Below are 18,153 nucleotides of genomic sequence, written 5' to 3' on the forward strand. Positions count from 1 at the left end.
GGGACGCCCGTGAGCGGGAGTGACGGAGCATTCGCCGTCTGGACCCGTGAGCGAGAGCCCCGTGAGCGGAGCGCCGGAGCGTTCGCCGTCTGGACTGACGAGCGCGCGCAGGCGCGTCAGCGCCGAGCACGTGAGGAGGGAAGACGGCGAGTAGCGCAGGAGCGGAGCGAACAATCCAACACAGGAAGCGCAGGCGCGCCAGCGCCGAGCATCGCACGGAGGAAGACGGCGAGTAGCGGAGGAGCGAAGCGAACCATCCAACACCGTGAGCGGGAGTGACGGAGCGTTCGCCGTCTGGACTGACGAGCGCGCGCAGGCGCGCCAGCGCCGAGCACGTGAGGAGGGAAGACGGCGAGTAGCGGAGACGCGAAGCGAACCATTGAACACTGAGAGTCCGCTGAGAGGTCGCGCAATATTTCTGCGTATCGCGGCATGCTTGGCGCATGAAGCCGCGGGTGCTGGTGGTCGACGATGAGCTCGGTGTGCGCAGGGCGCTGCAACGCGGGCTGGGGGCCGAGGGCATGGAGGTCGTCGTCGCGGGGGATGGGCCCAGTGCGCTGGACATCGCTCGCACGGGGGCGTTCGACGTGATCCTGCTGGACATCATGCTGCCGGGCCTGTCCGGCTACCGGGTGCTGCAGCAGCTGCGCGCCGAGGGCGTGAGCACGCCGGTGCTGCTGGTGTCGGCCAAGGACGGCGAGATCGACCAGGCCGACGGCCTCGACCTCGGCGCGGACGGCTACCTCGTCAAGCCCTTCTCCTTCGTCGTGCTCGTCGCGCAGGTGCGCGCGGTCCTGCGGCGCGGCGCGGGTGACGGCGCCGACCGGCGGCTGCGGGTCGGCGAGCTGCTGGTCGACCGCGCCATGCGGGAGGTGCGGTTCGCCGGCGCGGTCGTGCCGCTGTCGCCGCGGGAGTTCGCCGTGCTCGAGGTTCTCGTGAGCCGGGCCGGCGCGGTGGTCACCAAGGACGAGCTGCTGCGCACGGTGTGGGGCGACGAGCTCGCCGCCACCCGCAACGCGGTCGAGGTCTACGTCGGTTATCTGCGCCGCAAGTTGGACGCGGCGGGCGCGGGTGGGATCGTGCGTACCGTGCGTGGACACGGATACGTGGCGTCGAGCACCGAGCTGGACGCCGTGCTGGAACCCGGGCGCGGCCGTTGAGGGGTGCCCTCGGGCGGATCGTCGGCCGCGTGTGGCTGCGGCGGACGCTGCGGTTCCGGATAACGAGCGTCGCGACCGTGGTGACCTTGGTCGTGCTGCTGCTGCTTGCCGTCCAGACGAGCCGGCTCATCGGCCCGCTGCTGGTCAGCTCGGCGGACGCGCAGCTGCAGACCATCCTCGACGGGGCGGTGGCCAGCGTGGCGGCCGGCACCGCGCCGGACGACGGCCCGGTCGGCGTGCGCGTGCAGGTGCTCGACACCTCGGGCACCCCGGTGGACGGCACCCCGCGTCCACCGCTGGACGCGGCCGACATCCGCACGCTCAAGGCCGGCACGCCGGTGCTGCGGCTGAGTGAGAACCCGCCGCTGCGCTGGCTGGGCACGGTCGCGACGGGGCCGGACGGCTCGCAGCGGCTGGTGATCGTCGGCACCACGCTCACCGGGTACGTCCCCGCGCAGCATCGGGCGCTGAACTGGCTGGTGATCGCCGCGTTCCTCGGTTCGGCGGCGGCCGGCGTCGCGACGTGGTTCTCGGTGCGCTCGTCGCTGCGGCCGGTCGAACGGCTCCGCAGCGCGGCGACGGGCCTGCCCGCGGGCCGCCGGCTGCCGCTGCCCACCGCGCACGACGAGCTCCGCTCGCTGGCCGCCGCGCTCAACGGGCTGCTGGCCAGGCGCGACGAGGCGAGCGAGCGGCTGCGCCGGTTCACCGGCGACGCGGCGCACGAGCTGCGCTCGCCGGTCGCGTCGATCCGGGTCCAGGCCGAGGTCGCGGTGGCCAACCCCGATCCGGACTTCGCGCACGAGGTGCTGGCCGAGGTCGTGCACGAGTCCGAGCGCCTGTCCACGCTCGTCGAGGGCCTGCTGACGCTCGCCCGCTCCGATGCCGGCGAGCTGCCGCCCGCGGAGCCGGTCGACGTCGTGACCGCGGCCCGCGCGGCGGTGGAGCGCCAGCGCGACGGCGGCCCGGTGGTGGCGGTGCGCACGCCGAGCGGCGCGTGCTGGGTGCAGGCCGCGCCGGCGGAGGTCGACCTGGTGCTGGACAACCTGCTGCGCAACGCCTGCCGGCACGCGCGGGCGCAGGTCACGGTCACCGTGCTGCACCGCGCGTCGACGGTGTGGCTGCTGGTGGACGACGACGGGCACGGGGTCGCGGAGGAGCATCGGGAGCGCGTGTTCGACCGGTTCTACCGCGTGCAGGACGACCGGGCCCGCACGTCGGGCGGCTCGGGGCTGGGCCTCGCGCTGGTGGCCGAGGTCGTGCGGCGGCGCGGCGGCGCGGTGGCCGTCGGCGAGTCGCCCGAGGGGGGCGCGCGGTTCCAGGTGCGCTGGCGGGCGCTGGCCACATGACGCTGCTGCGGACGACCGTGCTGGTGGACGCGCCACCGAGGGTCGTGTCGGCCACCCTCACCGAGCGATCCCTGTTCGGCGACACCGGCGTGCTCGCACCCGGCGACGAGATCTCGTTCGCCCGCGGCCGCTTCCGGGTAGCGGAGACGACGGTGGACGGGCTGCGGCTGTTGCTCGCGGCCGGGCCGAGCCTGGAGCTGCACGTACGGCTCGCGCCGACCGCCGCCGGGGTGCTGGTGACGGTCACCGCGAGGTCGCGGGCGGCGTGGCCCGGCCTGGCGTTGCGGCGGCCGTTGCTCGACCTGCTGACCACCACCGCCCACCGGATCCGCGCGCGGGCCACGACGCTGGCGCGGGCCCGGGTCGTGGTCGGCGCCGCGATCGTGCGCGGGCGGGCGGTGCTCGCGCAGCAACGCGCCTACCCGGCCTCGGCCGCGGGCAGGTGGGAGCTGCCCGGCGGCCGGGTCGAACCCGTCGAGTCCGATGTGGACGCGGTGCGCCGGGAGTGCGTCGAGGAGCTCGGCGTCCACATCGGAGTTGGCGAGCCGATCGGCCCGGACGTGGCGCTGCCGAAGGACATGCTGCTGCGCGTGTACCGCGCCGAGCTCACCGAGCCCGACGCGGTACCGCATCCACATGATCATCAGGCGCTGCGCTGGCTCACCGCCGGCCGGCTCGGCACGGTCGAGTGGCTACCGGCCGACCGGGTGCTGCTCCCCGCCCTGCGCCGGCTCCTGCGCCCGGCCCCGCTAGCCGACCCCCGCCAGCCGCAGCGCGGTGGCCAGCCGGTGCGCCCCGCGCTCGGTGGCGACCGTGGCGCCGATCTTGCGGATCCGCTCCAGCTCGGCGGTGTCGCCCAGCAGTTCCCGGGTCCGCTCGCGTAACGGCCGCAGCTCGCCGACGACCGCTTCGGTGACGGCGTCCTTGACCTGGCCGTAGGAGCTGAACCCCGCGGCCACGTCCCGTACCGGCTTGTCCGTGCAGGCGGCGAGGATCTCCAGCAGGTTGGCAAGGCCTGGCTGTTCGTCCGGCCGGTACTCCATCCGCCCGAGGCCGTCGGTCACGGCGCGTTTGACCTTGCGCGCCAGCAGATCGGGCTCGTCCATGACGAACAGCACACCGGCCGCGTCCCGCGCGGACTTGTCCATCTTGCGCGACGGGTCGGACAAGTCGCGTACCCGCGCGGCCGCCGGCGGCGTAACCGCCTTGGGCACGACGAACGCCTCGCCGAACGAACCGTTGAACCGGCGCGCGAGCGCCCGCGCCAGCTCGACGTGCTGCGCCTGGTCGTCGCCGACGGGCACCTCGTCGGCACCCTGCAGCAGGATGTCCGCGGCCATGAGCACGGGATAGGTGAACAACCCCACCCGGACCGGCGTGGCGGCGAGCTCACGCGCGGCGCTCTTCTCCTTGAACTGCGTCATCCGAGCCGCCTCGCCGAACGAGCACGTGCACTCGAGCACCCAGGTCATCGGCCCGAGCTGAGCCAGCAGGTCGGACTGCACGAAAACCTGCTCGGGCTCGATCCCGGCGGCGACGAGCAGTGCGAGCATCTCCCGCGACCGGGCACGCAGCCGTTGCGGGTGGTACGGCGCGGTCATGCCGTGCAGATCGCTGACGAAGTACAGGTCTCCCGGGCGACCCTCACGCGCCCACCGTCGGATGGCGCCGAGGTAGTTGCCGAGAGTGGCGGGCCCGGACGGGGTGATCGCGGACAGGCGGGGCATGAGTCTCTCCTTCGCGGTTCGTTCACCCGCTCGCGGAGGCCTCCGGACACGACAAAGGCCGCCCGTGCGGGCGGCCTGTTTGTCTCAACGCATGCGCGTCACAGCCGCCGGTCGGCGGCCCGCCAGCTGAGACAAGTGACGTTGCGCATGAGATCAGTCTAGGGACTGAGGCCCGGGACGGGAATCGTCCGGTCGAGTCCCTCGAGCGTCCCAACGGGCGACCTCGACCAACAGGCGTAAGAGAGGCGCCCTGTTGGGCACAGGCCAAGAGACCGAAAACCCAGCTCGAGAGCCAACTGCGGGACTTGACAGTGCGGAATCCTTGAGCGAGCGGAGAACTCAGGCGGCCTTCTTCAGGTCGGCCTTGGCGCGCTTGAGAGCCAGCACAGGACACCTCGTGCACCGGTCGGAAGAGCGGCAGCACTTCTTCTTGACCTTGCCGGCTTTCATCAACTTTCGCACGGTGTCCGCGGGGGACTTACCGCCGTGCTTCTTGCCCACTGTGACTCCAACAGGCTCGAGAACAAGCTCGAAGACAGCTTAGGTTAAGCTTACCTTTGCCCTCTGCGCCAGTCCGGACCGCTATCCTTGAGATCGCCGCGACCATCTCTGCGCGCAACCAACGATGCCAATCCATGAATCAGGAGCACGCGCGTGCCTGCCACCGATACCGGGGCGCCTGCGATCGCCAGGACCGACCTCCGCAACGTCGCCATCGTGGCGCACGTCGACCACGGCAAGACCACGCTCGTCGATGCGATGCTGCGCCAGTCGGGGGCCTTCTCCGCCCGCGCCGCGCCGGTGGACCGCATCATGGACTCCGGTGAGCTGGAACGTGAGAAGGGCATCACGATCCTCGCCAAGAACACCGCCGTCCACCGGGTCACGCCCGACGGCCCGATCACCATCAACGTGATCGACACCCCGGGCCACGCGGACTTCGGCGGCGAGGTGGAGCGCGGCCTGTCGATGGTGGACGGCGTGCTGCTGCTGGTCGACGCGTCCGAGGGGCCGCTGCCGCAGACCCGCTTCGTCCTGCGCAAGACCCTGTCCGCCGGGCTGCCCGTCATGCTCGTGGTCAACAAGGTCGACCGGCAGGACGCCCGCATCGCCGAGGTCGTCTCCGAGACCCACGACCTCCTGCTCGACCTCGCCACCGAGCTCGACGAGATCGACGCCAACATCCTCGACCTGCCCGTGGTCTACGCCTCCGCACGCGCGGGCCGGGCCAGCCTCACCGCGCCCGCGGACGGCGGCCTGCCCGACAGCGAGAACCTCGACCCGCTCTTCGACACCCTGCTCGCGCACGTCCCGCCGCCCGCCGGCGACCCCGAGGCCCCGCTGCGCGCGCTGGTCACCAACCTCGACGCGTCCAGCTTCCTCGGCCGCATCGCGCTCTGCCGGGTCCACGCCGGCACCATCCGCAAGGGCCAGACCGTCGGCTGGTGCCGCGCGGACGGCAGCGTCACCAACGTCCGGATCACCGAGCTGCTGCTCACCGAGGCCCTCGAGCGCATCCCGGCCTCCCACGCCGAGGCCGGCGACATCGTGGCCATCGCCGGCATCCCCGACATCACCATCGGCGACACGCTCGCCGACCCCGACGACCCGGAGCCGCTGCCGCGCATCCACGTCGACGAGCCCGCGATCTCCGTCACCCTCGGCGTCAACACCTCGCCGCTGGCCGGCCGCGGCGGCGGCACCAAGCTCACCGCCCGGGTGCTGAAGAGCCGGCTGGACGCCGAGCTCGTCGGCAACGTGAGCGTGCGGATCCTGCCCACCGAGCGCCCCGACACGTGGGAGGTCCAGGGCCGCGGCGAGCTGGCGCTGGCCATCCTGGTCGAGACCATGCGCCGGGAGGGCTTCGAGCTCACCGTCGGCCGCCCCGAGGTCGTCACCCGCACCGTCGACGGCACCCTCTGCGAGCCGTTCGAGCGGCTCACGGTCGACGCCCCCGAGGAGTACCTCGGCGCCATCACCCAGCTTCTCGCCGCGCGCAAGGGCCGGCTCGAACACATGGGCGGGCACGGCACCGGCCGGGTCAAGGTCGAGTACGTCGTCCCCAGCCGCGGGCTCATCGGCTTCCGCACCGACTTCCTCACCGAGACCCGCGGCACCGGCATCGCCAACGCCATCTTCGAGGGCTACTTCCCCTGGGCCGGCCAGATCCGCGGCCGGCACTCGGGCTCGCTGGTCGCCGACCGGACCGGCTCGGTCACCGGCTACGCGCTGATCCAGCTGGCCGACCGCGGCACGTTCTTCGTGGAGCCCGGCGCGGACGTCTACCAGGGCATGGTCGTCGGCGAGAACCCGCGCGCCGAGGACCTCGACCTCAACGTCACACGCGAGAAGAAGCTCACCAACATGCGTGCGTCCACCGGCGACGAGCTCGAGCGGCTGGCCCGGCCACGCAGGCTCGTGCTCGAGGAGGCGCTCGAGTTCTGCGCCCCCGACGAGTGCGTCGAGGTGGCGCCCGAGGTCGTGCGGATCCGCAAGGTCGTCCTCGGCAGCGTCCAGCGCGCCCGCGAGCGCTCGCGGGCCAAGTCGCGGGACGCCTGAAGGAACCGCCCGGACCGTCCGCACGTCACCTGAGCGGTGACACTTGGGGGCCGTCTGAGAGGGTCGAGCCAGCACCAGGGGAGGTGACCGGCGTGACACCGAAGGCGCGATGGCTGTTGCCGCTGGTCTGCGTGGCCGTGGTCGGCGCCGCGCTGGCCGGCTGCACGCCCGCGCCCCGGTTCGTCGACACCCCGGTCACCAGCCCCGTGCCGGACACGGTCGACACCGGCGAGGTCGTCATCGGCGTCAGCACGCTCGCGGGCGGCTACAACCCGCACGACGTCGCCGACCAGTCGGCCATCACCACCGCGCTCTCCAACGTCCTGCTGCCCTCGGTGTTCCGGGCCGGCCCGGACGGCACCCCGCAGCTGGACCGCACGGTCATGAGCTCGGCCGGCGTCACCAGTGCCGACCCGTACACGGTCACCTACCAGATCCGCTCGGACGCGTCCTGGTCCGACGCCGCCCCGGTGGCCGCTGAGGACTTCGTCTACCTCTGGCAGCAGATCACCCGCAACCCCGGCACCATCGACGCGGCCGGCTACCGGCTCATCACCGACATCAACGCCCGCAACGCCGGCAAGGTCGTCGAGGTCGTGTTCAGCAAGCCCTACCCCGGCTGGCGCTCGCTGTTCTCGGGCCTGCTGCCCGCGCACCTGCTCAAGGACGCCCCCGGCGGCTGGTCGGGCGCGCTGCAGGGCAACTTCCCCGCCACCGCCGGCCCGTACGCGATCAAGACGCTGGACACCGACCGCGGCGAGGTCGTCCTCGAGCGCAGCGACCGGTACTGGGAGCAGCCCGCCACCCTCGACCGGATCGTCCTGCGCCGGGCCGACCAGACGGGTATCGGCGAGGCCCTCCAGGCGGGCCACGACCAGCTCGCGCTCGCCCGGACCGACTCGGTGGGCGCCAACCTGCTCGCCGACCTCGGCCCCACCGTCACCACCAAGCCCGTGCCCCGCCCGTCGGTCACCACGCTGACGCTGCGCCCCGACCGGCCCCAGCTCGGCAACCTCGCGGTCCGCCAGGCGGTCGTCGCGCTGCTCAACCGGGCTCAGCTGATCACCGTCGGCACCGGCAACGGCCCGGCCTCGGCGCTGCGGGCCGACGCCCAGGTGCTCGCCCCGACCTCGCCCGGCTACGCCCCGACCATCCCGGCCGCGCCCGCCCCCACCAGGGCCGCGCAGCTGCTGGGCCAGGCCGGTTACACCAGGACGACCGCGGGCTGGACCAAGAACGGCCAGCCGCTGCGCCTGGTCATCGGCGCCCCCGCGGAGCGCGAGGGCGCCCAGCGGGTCGCCGACGACGTGGCCCGCCAGCTCACCGCGGCCGGCATCGAGACCAAGGTCGTCACGCCGCCGGCCGACCAGCTCTACGCCCAGCTCTACGCGCAGGACACCAGCCAGAACGGCAGCGGCGGCGGCAGCCAGAGCGGGGCCGTGGACCTCGCGGTCGTCAGCCAGCCGGTCGGCGGCGACCAGGCAACGGTGCTCGCCACCAACTTCGGCTGCACCACGCCCGCGGACGGCGGGCAGCCGGTGCCCGCCAACCCGCTCGGCTTCTGCGACCCCGGCCTACAGGCCACTATGGACACCGCGCTGACCGGCGCACTCTCGGTCACCGACGCGCTCGCGGCGGTCGAGCCGCAACTCTGGCGGGCGGCGGTGTCGGTGCCGCTGTTCCAGGAGGCGGACACGCTCGCCGTCCGCCCGGAGGTGTCCGGGGTATCCGTCGGCCCACCGCTCGCTGGTCCGTTCGCCGGGGCCGCGTCCTGGCGTCGCTCCGCCGCCTGACCGCACATCGGCGTCCATTCGCGACCACGGGGTGGCAGGCACGCAGGAAAGGTTCCGGACATCTCGGCGCCACCGGACGGCCACGGTGATCACCCGTCGAAAGTAGGTTCTCACCTGCATTTAGTACCGTGCGGTAACCATTGAGTCGCGTGCCGCCACCACCGTGTCACCCTTTGGTCACGATCGCGCGCAGGTGCGTGACGACGGTTGTCGGAGTTCCTACCGTCCTGCAACGGTGCGTCGGCCAATTGGATCCGACGCGTCACAAGATCACCAGTGGGTGCTGATCAGATCGAGGTCCACGACGACGTGCGCTAGGAGCAGAAACCGCGGAGCGGACGGAGCTTTCCCCGACCCGCCCCCGCTGCGCGGTTTATCCCAGCTCCGTGCACGATGTGTCACGACAACACCGGGCGCACGCCCGTCAAGTGCGTGCTCGCTCATGGAGGAACTAACTTGATGAGGAACAAAGCAGCGTGGCTGCGGGCCGCCGCGGGCCTTACTGTCGCGACGCTCGTGCTCACGGCCTGCTCCCAGAAGGCGAACACCGGCTCGAGCAACAACGCGGGCGGTGGGGACGCGAAGCCGTCCTCAGGATGGCCGCAGACCGCTGAGCCCCAGATCAAGGACGGCAAGGTCGGCGGCACGTTCCGATTCGCCATCACCGAGCCGACCGCCATCGACCCCTACAACGCCCAGGAGTCCGAGGGCATCCTGGTCGCCCAGAACCTCTTCACGGGCCTGATCAAGGTTGCTCCTGACGGCACGCCCGAGCCGGGTGTGGCGGACAAGTGGACGAACAACTCCGACTGCACCGAGTGGACGTTCGACCTGAAGAAGGGGACGAAGTTCCACAACGGCGAGGAGGTCACCTCCGCGTCGTTCAAGCGGGGCTGGGAGCGCGTGGCCGCCAAGGCCTCGGCCTCCGAGGTGTCCTACCACCTGGCGGGCATCAAGGGCTTCGACGAGATGCAGGCGGGCACCGCGAACGCGATGTCCGGTGTGGACGCCTCCGACCCGAACAAGCTGGTCGTGAAGCTGGCCGAACCGAACTGTGAGTTCTTCCTCCGCACCAACCACCCGGTGTACAGCCCGGTGCCGAAGTCCGCTGGCAGCCCGTCGACGAACCCCGCGTTCGTCAACGCGCCGATCGGCAACGGGCCGTTCATGATGGACGGCAAGTGGGAGCACGACAAGGGCATCAAGCTCAAGCGGTTCGCCGACTACGGCGCCGGTAGCCCCGCCTACCTGGCGAACGTCGAGATCACCATCGCCGCCAACGGCAGCGACGACGAGTACGCCGGTTTCCAGAACGGCACGTTCGACTGGGCTCGCATGCCGACACCGGTCCTGAGCCAGGCTCGCTCCACCTACCAGCCGAAGGGCCAGTGGATCACCCGCAACACCAACGGCATGAACTACCTGCTGGTGATGGACACCAAGAAGCCGACGGACACTCCCGAGGCTCGCAAGGCGATCTCCATGGCGATCAACCGTGACGAGATCATCAACAGCATCTTCCAGGGCTCCCAGACCCCGGCGACCTCGTTCATCCCGCCGGTGTTCAAGGACGCGTTCCAGCCGAACATCTGCACGGCCTGCAAGTACGACCTCAAAGAGGCCAAGAAGCTCGCCAAGGAGGCCGGGCTCACCCCGGGCACCCAGCTGAACATGCAGTTCAACGTCGACGCGGGCCACGACGAGTGGATGGCCGCGGTCAAGGACCAGCTGGAGACGAACCTCGGTCTGAAGATCAACATGACCTCGGTTCCGTTCACCGACCTGCTGGACAACGAGCGTCAGCCGACCTCCACCGGCCTGTACCGCTCGGCGTGGGGCGCGGACTACCCGACCCCGGAGAACTACCTGACGCCGCTGCTGTCCACCTCCGCCATCGGCGCGGCCAGCCCGAGCGCCCCCGCGACGGGTGACAACAAGGGCCGCTACAGCAACTCGAAGTTCGACAGTCTGCTGGCCGAGGCCAAGGCCAACCCGGATGAGAAGGAGCGCACCAAGCTCTACCAGGAGGCCGAGAAGATCGCGATCGGTGACGACCTGGCGAACATCCCGCTGTGGAACCGTACCCAGCACCGTCTCGCGAACACCTCGAAGTACATCAACATGCGGATGGACTTCAACGAGAACCCCGACCTGTCGGTCATCAGCATCAAGTGAAGTAAGTAACCGTGGTGGCCGCGGCCCGCTCGCCGGGCCGCGGCCACCGCTACGGTTGAACCTGCAATTCTTCGATTCGAGGAAGCCGGCACCATCCAATGGGGAAGTTCGTAATCCGCAGGCTCGCCCAGGCCGTTCTGGTCGTGATCGCGGCGACGCTCGTGCTGTTCATCGGTCTGTTCGTGCTCGGGGACCCGTTCGCCTCAACAGGCGACAAGGTGGTACCACCGGAAACGCAGGCGATCCTGCGGGAGAAGTTCGGGCTCGACCAGTCCCTGCCCATGCAGTACCTGACCTACCTGGGAAACCTGTTCACCGGTGACCTGGGCATCGACTTCAACCAGCGCCGCCAGGTCTCGGAGATGATCGGCGACGCCCTGCCGGCGACGGCACGGCTGGCGCTGGTCGCGATCGTCCTCGACGTGATCATCGGCGTGGTCGCCGGCGTCATCGCCGCCGTGTGGCGCTACTCCTTCTGGGACGTGCTGGTCACCATCCTGACCACGCTCGCCATCGGCATCCCGGTCTTCGTGATCGGCATCTGGCTGCGCCAGACGGTGTCCGGCGTGTGGATCTTCCCCGGCGTGCCGAGATCGTTCACCCAAGTGGTGCCGTGGTACCAGGAAGTGCTGCTACCGGCGTTCACCCTGGCCATCGTCGACGCGGCCTTCATCGCCCGCCTCATGCGTGGCTCGATGCTCGAGGTCCTGCGTGCCGACTACATCCGCACCGCGCGTGCGAAGGGTCTCGGCGAGCGAACCGTGATCATGAAGCACGCGTTCCGAAACTCGATCATTCCCGTGGTGACCTACGTCGGCATCAGCATCGGTGTGTTGATGGGTGGCGCGCTCATCACGGAGACCTTGTTCCAGTACCACGGCGTCGGGTTCCTGCTGGTCAACTCGATCCGCCAGAACAACAACCCGGTGATCATGGCGCTCGTGACGTTCGCGGTGCTGATATACGTGCTCCTCAGCATGGTCGTCGACGTCCTGTACGCGTATCTCGATCCACGGATCCGGCTGAGCTAGGCGAGGTAAACAACCGTGACCACCACACCCGATCCGGCCGACCTGAGCATGCCCGCACAGGCGTTGCTCGTCGAGCCGGCGGATCACCCGGAACCAGAGACGGAAGGCCCGACGAGGACCACCACGGTCTCGAGAGGGCAGTTCGCCGACATGTGGCGGCGGTTCCGGCGCAACAAGCTGGCCATGATCGGCCTGGGCGCCGTCATCGTTCTCGTGGTGCTGGCCCTGCTGCAACCGGTTATCTCGCCGTACGACCCGTACGACCAGAACCTGCTGAACACGCTGCAGACGCCGGACGCCGCGCACTGGTTCGGCACCGACATCCTGGGCCGGGACCTGTTCTCGGGCATGCTCTACGGCCTTCAGCTCGCGCTGATCGTGGGCGTGGCCACGATGCTCGGCTCGATGTTCCTCGGCGTCGCGCTCGGCGCGCTCGCCGGCTACCGCGGCCGGTTCACGGACGGCCTGGTCATGCGGATCACCGACATCTTCCTGGCCTTCCCGTACCTGATCGGCGCGATCCTGGTGGTCCGGACGTTCGGCTCCGGGGTCATCCAGGTGATCATCGCCCTGGTGATCCTCGGCTGGCCGACCGCGGCCCGGCTGATGCGCGGCCAGATTCTGGCCCTGCGCGAGTCGGAGTACGTCGAGGCGGCGCGCTCGATCGGCGCCTCGGACACCCGCATCGTGATCAGGCACATCCTGCCCAACGCGATCCAGCCGGTGTTCATCTACTCGTTCACCAGCATCGGCGTCGCGGTGGTCGCGATGGCCTCGCTGGCCTACCTCGGCGTCGGCGTGCCGTCGGACACCCCGGAGTGGGGCCGGCTGATCAACCAGGGCATCGAGCAGGTCCAGGTCGCCGGCAAGGACTACCTGTGGATGTTCCCGAGCGGTGCGATCTGCGTGACCACCCTCGCGTTCGCGTTCGTGGCCGACGGCCTGCGTGACGCGCTAGACCCGAAGCTGCGATAAGAGGAGAACCCAGAACATGAGCAGCGCTGCGGAGATCGACCTCGAGGGCCCACCTGCGCCCTTGCTCGAGGTCCGCGACCTGCGGGTGCACTTCAAGACCGACTACGGCGTGGTCAAGGCCGTGGACGGGGTGTCCTGGCACGTCAACGAGGGCGAGACGCTCGCCATCGTGGGTGAGTCCGGCTCCGGGAAGTCGGTGTCCGCGATGACCATCCTCGGCCTGGTGCCGAGCCCGCCCGCGACGTTCCCGAGCGGGGACATCCTCCTGCGTGGCCGGTCGCTGATGAAGATGTCCGAGAAGCAGCAGCGGAAACTCCGCGGCAGCCAGATCGCGATGATCTTCCAGGACCCGCTGACCGCGCTGAACCCGGTGTTCAAGGTCGGCGACCAGATCGCCGAGATGGTCCGCGTCCACCAGGACGTGTCCAAGCACACCGCCAAGAAGCGAGCGCTGGACCTGCTCGGCGAGGTCGGCATCCCGAACCCGGCGGTGCGGCTGAACCAGTACCCGCACGAGTTCTCCGGCGGCATGCGCCAGCGCGCGATGATCGCGATGGCGCTCGCCAACGACCCGCACGTGCTGCTGGCCGACGAGCCGACCACCGCGCTGGACGTGACCGTGCAGGCCCAGATCATGGCGCTGCTGGTGAAGCTGCAGCAGGACCGCAACACCGCGATCGTGCTGATCACGCACGACCTCGGGGTGGTCGCGAGCCACGCGGACCGGATCAACGTCATGTACGCCGGGCGAATCGTGGAGAGCGGCACCGCGGACGACATCTTCTACGAGCCGCGGCACGCCTACACCTTCGGCCTGCTGTCCAGCCTGCCGAGGATGGACAAGAGCCGGCAGGAGCGGCTGGTGCCGATCAAGGGCATCCCGCCGAGCCTGGCGAGGGTGCCGCAGGGCTGCCCGTTCCACCCCCGCTGCGCGTTCACGACCGACGAGTGCCTGACGGCGGTACCACCGCTCGTGCAGGTCGGCTCCGAGGGGCACCGGGCGGCGTGCGTGCACAGTGACCGGGTCGCGATGGCCCAGGACGAGAGGGTTGCCCAATGACGCAGGGGTCCGAACCCCAGCAGGGCGGGGTCGGCACGGTCGAACCGGCCCAGCGGCCGATGCTCGAGGTGGACGATCTCGTCAAGCACTTCCCCATCCGCAGCGGGGTGTTCATCAAGCGCACCGTCGGCCAGGTGAAGGCCGTCGACGGCGTGTCGCTCCACGTCGGCAAGGGACAGACGGTGGCGCTCGTCGGCGAGTCCGGCTGGGGCAAGTCCACCACCGCGCGGGCGATCCTGCGGCTGGTCGAGCCGACGAGCGGCCGGATCGCCCTCGACGGTCTCGAGATCAGCAAGCTGGGCAAGGACAAGCTGCGCAAGGCCCGCCGGGACATGCAGATCGTGTTCCAGGACCCGTACGCGTCGCTGAACCCGCGCATGACGATCCGGCAGATCCTGTCGGAGAAGTACCAGCTGCTCGGCGCCGAGACGACCAAGTCGACGATCAGCGACCTGCTCGACACGGTCGGTCTGGCCGAGGAGTACGCGGACCGCTACCCGCACGAGTTCTCCGGCGGGCAGCGCCAGCGCATCGGCATCGCCCGGGCCATCGCGATGAACCCGAAGTTCATCGTGCTGGACGAACCGGTGTCCGCGCTGGACGTGTCGATCCAGGCGCAGATCGTCAACCTGCTGGAGGACCTGCAGGACGAGCTGGGCCTGACGTACCTGTTCATCGCGCACGACCTGTCCGTGGTCCGGCACATCGCCGACCGCGTGGCGGTGATGTACCTGGGCAAGGTCGTGGAGATCGCGGACCGGGACGACCTGTTCGACCGGCCGCACCACCCGTACACCCAGGCCCTCATCTCGGCGGTCCCGATCCCCGACCCGCGACTCGAGCGCCAGCGCGAGCGCATCGTCCTCCGTGGCGACGTCCCGAACCCGGCCAACCCGCCGTCGGGCTGCCGGTTCCGGACCCGCTGCTGGAAGTTCGAACAACTCTCGGAGAGCGACGCGCGCCGCTGCATAGAGGAGCCACCCCCGCTCTACGACGTGACGGGGAGCCCGGGCCACGAGGCGGCCTGCCACTACGCGTCCCTCCGCGAAGTGGTACGCGCCTGACCCTGGCTGCTGGCTCGCTGTCTTGCTAGCAGCGGGATCGCTGGCTGGACCACGCGGGGCCTGATCGCCGTCCCTGGACGCCCGATCAGGCCCCGCTTCGTGTTCCCGCGGCGCCATGGCCGGCGTGACATCGCCCGCCCACCCCGGCTGCCCTGCCCCTCCGCGCCCCGGCGACCCGCTGTGTTCGCCCGCGCCCGGCCCCGCCCTCATCGCGAGTTGTCCACAACCCGCCCACTTGTCCACAAGTCGATCTTGTACCCCCCTTTTGCCGGTACCCACCGATAGACTGGCGTTGAGGGGTGCCCCCGGAGTGGGTGGGGGCGTGCGTTTCTTGCGTTCCGCACGCGCGCGAGTACGCGGTGCTACGAGCTTGGGCAACGCTCTGACGAGGGGTTTTCGCCCTCAGCGGCAAAGCTCGCCGAACCGATCTTGCGGGGTCCGGGCGTGGGATAGGTTGTCCCGTGAGCGCCGCGTGAGCCCACGCCGCGGGCGACCCCGAGACGGGGTTCGCGCTCGTCATATTCTCTGCGCGTACCTCGATCCGCCGCTGCGGGTCGACTGACCAGACTGGACCATCCGATGACGCTCTCCGCCGCGCCACGGCTGCTGCTCGTGCACGCACACCCGGACGACGAGAGTCTCTGGACCGGCGGCACGATCGCGCGCTACGCCGCCGCCGGCGTCCAGGTCACGCTCGTCACCTGCACGCTTGGCGAGGAGGGCGAGATCATCCCCGAGTCGCTGCGCGAGCTCGCCGCCGACTGCGCCGACCAGCTCGGCGGCTACCGGATCGGCGAGCTGCGCTCCGCGTGCGCCGCGCTCGGCGTGTCCGACCACCGCTGGCTCGGCGGCCCAGGCCGGTGGCGCGACTCCGGCATGGCGGGCGTCGCCGCCAACGCGCACCCGCGGGCGTTCGCCGGCGGGGACCTCGACGAGCAGGCCGCCGCCCTGGCCGCGGTCCTCGACGACGTGCGGCCGCAGGTCGTCGTCAGCTACGGGCCCGACGGCGGCTACGGCCACCCCGACCACATCCGCGCGCACGACATCACGATGGCCGCCTGCGCCAAGGCCGACGACGTGGCCCGCGTCTTCCACGCGGTCACCTCCCAGCAGGCCACCGAGAACGGCATCGAGGCGCTCGCGCAGGCGCCGGACCTGCCCTACCGGCTGCCGGCCCCGGGCGAGCTGCCGGTCACCGACGACTCGCGGATCACCACCACCGTCTCGATAGCCGACGTCGTCTCGGTCAAGCTCCGCGCCCTGCGCGCGCACTCCACCCAGGTCAGCGTGTGGCAGTCGGCCGAGGGCGCCACCTGCTACGCGCTGTCCAACGGCATCGCGCAGCCGATCCCGGCCGCGGAGTTCTACGTGCTCGCCGGCGGCGATCCCGAGGGCGTCGAGACGGACCTGTTCGGGGGGCTCTAGATGGCCGGGCGGGACCGGGTGCTGCTCGTCGTGCTGATGCTCGACGCGATCGTGCTCGCCGTGGTGGAGCTGCTCTTCCTGCCCCTGGCGTTCGACGGCTACCTGCTGCCCAACCTCGACGGATTCCCGCTGCCGCTGATGCCGGTCCTGGCCGCGGTGACCACCCCGTGGCTGGTCGCGACCGCCGGCAAGCTCTCGCCCAGGCTGGCGGTCGCGGCCGCCCCGCTGCTGGCGTGGATCGTCGCCATCGCCTGGTTCGGGATGTTCGGGCCCGGCGGCGACCTGTTGCTCACCGCGGACTGGCGCTCGCTGCTGTTGTTCGCCGGCGGCGCCCTGCCAGCTGCCGTGGTGCTTGGCAAGGTGCTTGCCACCACACTGGGTCCCACCACCTGAGAGAGCGCTGGAGCCGAGGGGGATACTAGCGGCAGCCGGTAGCCTCCGCGTGCAGGCGAATCTCAACAGGAAGAAGCAGGAGAACGCAGTGACTTATGTGATCGCCGAGCCCTGCATCGATTTGCTCGACAAAGCATGCATCGAAGAGTGCCCGGTTGACTGCATCTACGAAGGCGAACGCATGCTCTACATCCACCCCGACGAGTGCGTGGACTGTGGTGCCTGTGAGCCTGTGTGCCCGGTGGAAGCCATCTACTACGAGGACGACGTCCCCGACCAGTGGAAGGAATACACCAAGGCCAACGTGGACTTCTTCGACGAGCTGGGCTCGCCCGGCGGTGCGGCCAAGGTCGGCAAGGTCCCGGCGGATCCGCAGTGGATCAAGGACCTGCCGCCCGTCCAGCACGACGAGTGACACGCGCGCTCCCGTCCTTCCCCTGGGACTCGCTGGCCGAGGTCACCGCGCGGGCGCGGGCACACCCGGACGGCGTGGTCGACCTGTCGGTCGGCACGCCGGTCGATCCGGTGCCCCAGCTCGTCCAGGATGCGTTGACCTCGGCCGCGGCCGCTCCCGGCTACCCGACCACGCACGGCACTCCTGAGCTGCGCAGGGCCGTCGTGGACGCCCTCGCACGCCGGCACGGCGTGGTGGGCCTCGACCCCGACGCCGTGCTGCCCACGATCGGGTCCAAGGAGCTCGTCGCCTGGCTGCCGACGCTGCTCGGCCTCGGCCCGGACGACCTCATGGTGATCCCGGCGCTGTCCTACCCCACGTACGAGGTCGGCGCCCAGCTGGCCGGCGTCCCGGTGCTGCGATCCGACGGCGTCGTCGCGGCCGGGCCCGCGCGGCCGGCTCTCGTGTGGCTCAACTCCCCCTCGAACCCGACGGGCCAGGTGCTGCCGCCCGAGCACCTGCGCAAGGTGGTCGAGTGGGCCCGGGAGCGCGGCACGGTCGTGGTGTCCGACGAGTGCTACCTGACCCTCGGCTGGGACGCCTCGCCGACGTCGGTGCTGCACCCGGACGTGTGTGGCGGCTCGTTCGACGGCGTGCTCGCGGTCCACTCGCTGTCCAAGTCGTCCAGCCTCGCCGGCTACCGCGCCGGCTTCGTGACCGGCGACCCGGCGATCGTGGCCCGCCTCCTCGCGACCCGCCGGCACGCCGGCATGATCGTCCCCCGTCCGGTCCAGGCCGCGATGACCGCCGCCCTCACCGACGACGAGCACGTGGCGGCGCAGCGGACCCGCTTCGCCGCCCGCCGCACCGTCCTCCGCGACGCGTTGGTGGGGGCAGGTTTCCGGATCGACCACTCCACGGCGGGCCTGTATCTCTGGGCCACCCGCGACGAGCCCGCCTGGGACACCGTGGCGTGGCTGGGCGAACGCGGCATCCTGGTGGCCCCAGGCACCTTCTACGGCCCGACGGGCGACCGCCACATCCGAGTAGC

At 70.6% G+C, this 18,153-nt stretch carries 15 protein-coding genes and 1 pseudogene; 14 read left to right on the forward strand and 2 right to left on the reverse strand.

Going from position 1 to position 18,153, the window contains the following annotated elements; translation table 11 throughout:
* Positions 1 to 443 precede the first annotated feature (443 nt).
* The 3 genes and pseudogenes from VGD70_RS18730 to VGD70_RS18740 form a co-directional block, all read left to right on the forward strand.
* Positions 444 to 1,160 carry a response regulator transcription factor gene (locus VGD70_RS18730; RefSeq protein WP_331082991.1) on the forward strand — a complete coding sequence of 239 codons (717 nt, stop codon included), beginning with the start codon at positions 444 to 446 and terminating at the stop codon, positions 1,158 to 1,160.
* The gene (locus tag VGD70_RS18735; protein WP_331082993.1) at positions 1,157 to 2,506 is read left to right on the forward strand and encodes a HAMP domain-containing sensor histidine kinase; all 1,350 of its coding nucleotides are present in this window, start codon (positions 1,157 to 1,159) and stop codon (positions 2,504 to 2,506) included. Before VGD70_RS18730 ends, VGD70_RS18735 begins: the two co-directional genes overlap by 4 nt.
* Positions 2,503 to 3,183: pseudogene (locus VGD70_RS18740) on the forward strand (NUDIX domain-containing protein); the annotation flags it as partial. The gene VGD70_RS18735 and the pseudogene VGD70_RS18740, both read left to right, overlap by 4 nt.
* 72 nt (positions 3,184 to 3,255) lie before the next feature.
* Here the strand turns inward: VGD70_RS18740 and trpS are convergent.
* Entirely contained in the window at positions 3,256 to 4,233 is a 978-nt protein-coding gene (gene trpS, locus VGD70_RS18745; protein WP_331082995.1) for a tryptophan--tRNA ligase, read from the reverse strand.
* Between the two features lie 339 nt (positions 4,234 to 4,572).
* The gene (locus tag VGD70_RS18750; protein ID WP_331082997.1) at positions 4,573 to 4,734 is read right to left on the reverse strand and encodes a hypothetical protein; all 162 of its coding nucleotides are present in this window, start codon (positions 4,732 to 4,734) and stop codon (positions 4,573 to 4,575) included.
* 153 nt (positions 4,735 to 4,887) lie between these two features.
* On the opposite strand from VGD70_RS18750, the gene typA reads away from it, so the two are divergent.
* The 11 genes from typA to dapC all read left to right on the forward strand — a co-directional run.
* Positions 4,888 to 6,792 (forward strand): translational GTPase TypA, encoded by a 1,905-nt coding sequence (gene typA / locus VGD70_RS18755; protein ID WP_331082999.1) that lies wholly within the window; start codon positions 4,888 to 4,890, stop codon positions 6,790 to 6,792.
* Between the two features lie 92 nt (positions 6,793 to 6,884).
* Entirely contained in the window at positions 6,885 to 8,585 is a 1,701-nt protein-coding gene (locus VGD70_RS18760; RefSeq protein ID WP_331083001.1) for an ABC transporter family substrate-binding protein, read from the forward strand.
* Positions 8,586 to 9,044: 459 nt separating this feature from the next.
* Complete coding sequence (locus tag VGD70_RS18765; protein ID WP_331083003.1) at positions 9,045 to 10,760, forward strand: ABC transporter substrate-binding protein; 1,716 nt, start codon at positions 9,045 to 9,047, stop codon at positions 10,758 to 10,760.
* 98 nt (positions 10,761 to 10,858) lie between these two features.
* On the forward strand, positions 10,859 to 11,791 hold the full coding sequence (locus VGD70_RS18770) for an ABC transporter permease (protein ID WP_331083005.1): 933 nt from the start codon (positions 10,859 to 10,861) through the stop codon (positions 11,789 to 11,791).
* Between the two features lie 15 nt (positions 11,792 to 11,806).
* Positions 11,807 to 12,766, forward strand: coding sequence for an ABC transporter permease (locus VGD70_RS18775; protein ID WP_331083006.1), 960 nt, complete (start codon positions 11,807 to 11,809; stop codon positions 12,764 to 12,766).
* Positions 12,767 to 12,782: 16 nt separating this feature from the next.
* Positions 12,783 to 13,826, forward strand: coding sequence for an ABC transporter ATP-binding protein (locus tag VGD70_RS18780; RefSeq protein ID WP_331083008.1), 1,044 nt, complete (start codon positions 12,783 to 12,785; stop codon positions 13,824 to 13,826).
* The gene (locus VGD70_RS18785; RefSeq protein WP_331083010.1) at positions 13,823 to 14,890 is read left to right on the forward strand and encodes an ABC transporter ATP-binding protein; all 1,068 of its coding nucleotides are present in this window, start codon (positions 13,823 to 13,825) and stop codon (positions 14,888 to 14,890) included. Before VGD70_RS18780 ends, VGD70_RS18785 begins: the two co-directional genes overlap by 4 nt.
* Before the next feature lie 579 nt (positions 14,891 to 15,469).
* Complete coding sequence (gene mshB / locus VGD70_RS18790; RefSeq protein ID WP_331083012.1) at positions 15,470 to 16,315, forward strand: N-acetyl-1-D-myo-inositol-2-amino-2-deoxy-alpha-D-glucopyranoside deacetylase; 846 nt, start codon at positions 15,470 to 15,472, stop codon at positions 16,313 to 16,315.
* On the forward strand, positions 16,316 to 16,708 hold the full coding sequence (locus tag VGD70_RS18795; RefSeq protein WP_331083014.1) for a hypothetical protein: 393 nt from the start codon (positions 16,316 to 16,318) through the stop codon (positions 16,706 to 16,708).
* Positions 16,709 to 16,796: 88 nt separating this feature from the next.
* Positions 16,797 to 17,123, forward strand: coding sequence for a ferredoxin (gene fdxA / locus VGD70_RS18800; RefSeq protein WP_331083016.1), 327 nt, complete (start codon positions 16,797 to 16,799; stop codon positions 17,121 to 17,123).
* Positions 17,120 to 18,153 (forward strand): succinyldiaminopimelate transaminase (gene dapC, locus VGD70_RS18805; protein ID WP_331083019.1); only part of this gene is annotated, 1,034 nt, incomplete at its 3' end. The genes fdxA and dapC, both read left to right, overlap by 4 nt.

Source organism: Actinophytocola sp., assembly GCF_036402745.1.
GTDB lineage: Bacteria > Actinomycetota > Actinomycetes > Mycobacteriales > Pseudonocardiaceae > Actinophytocola.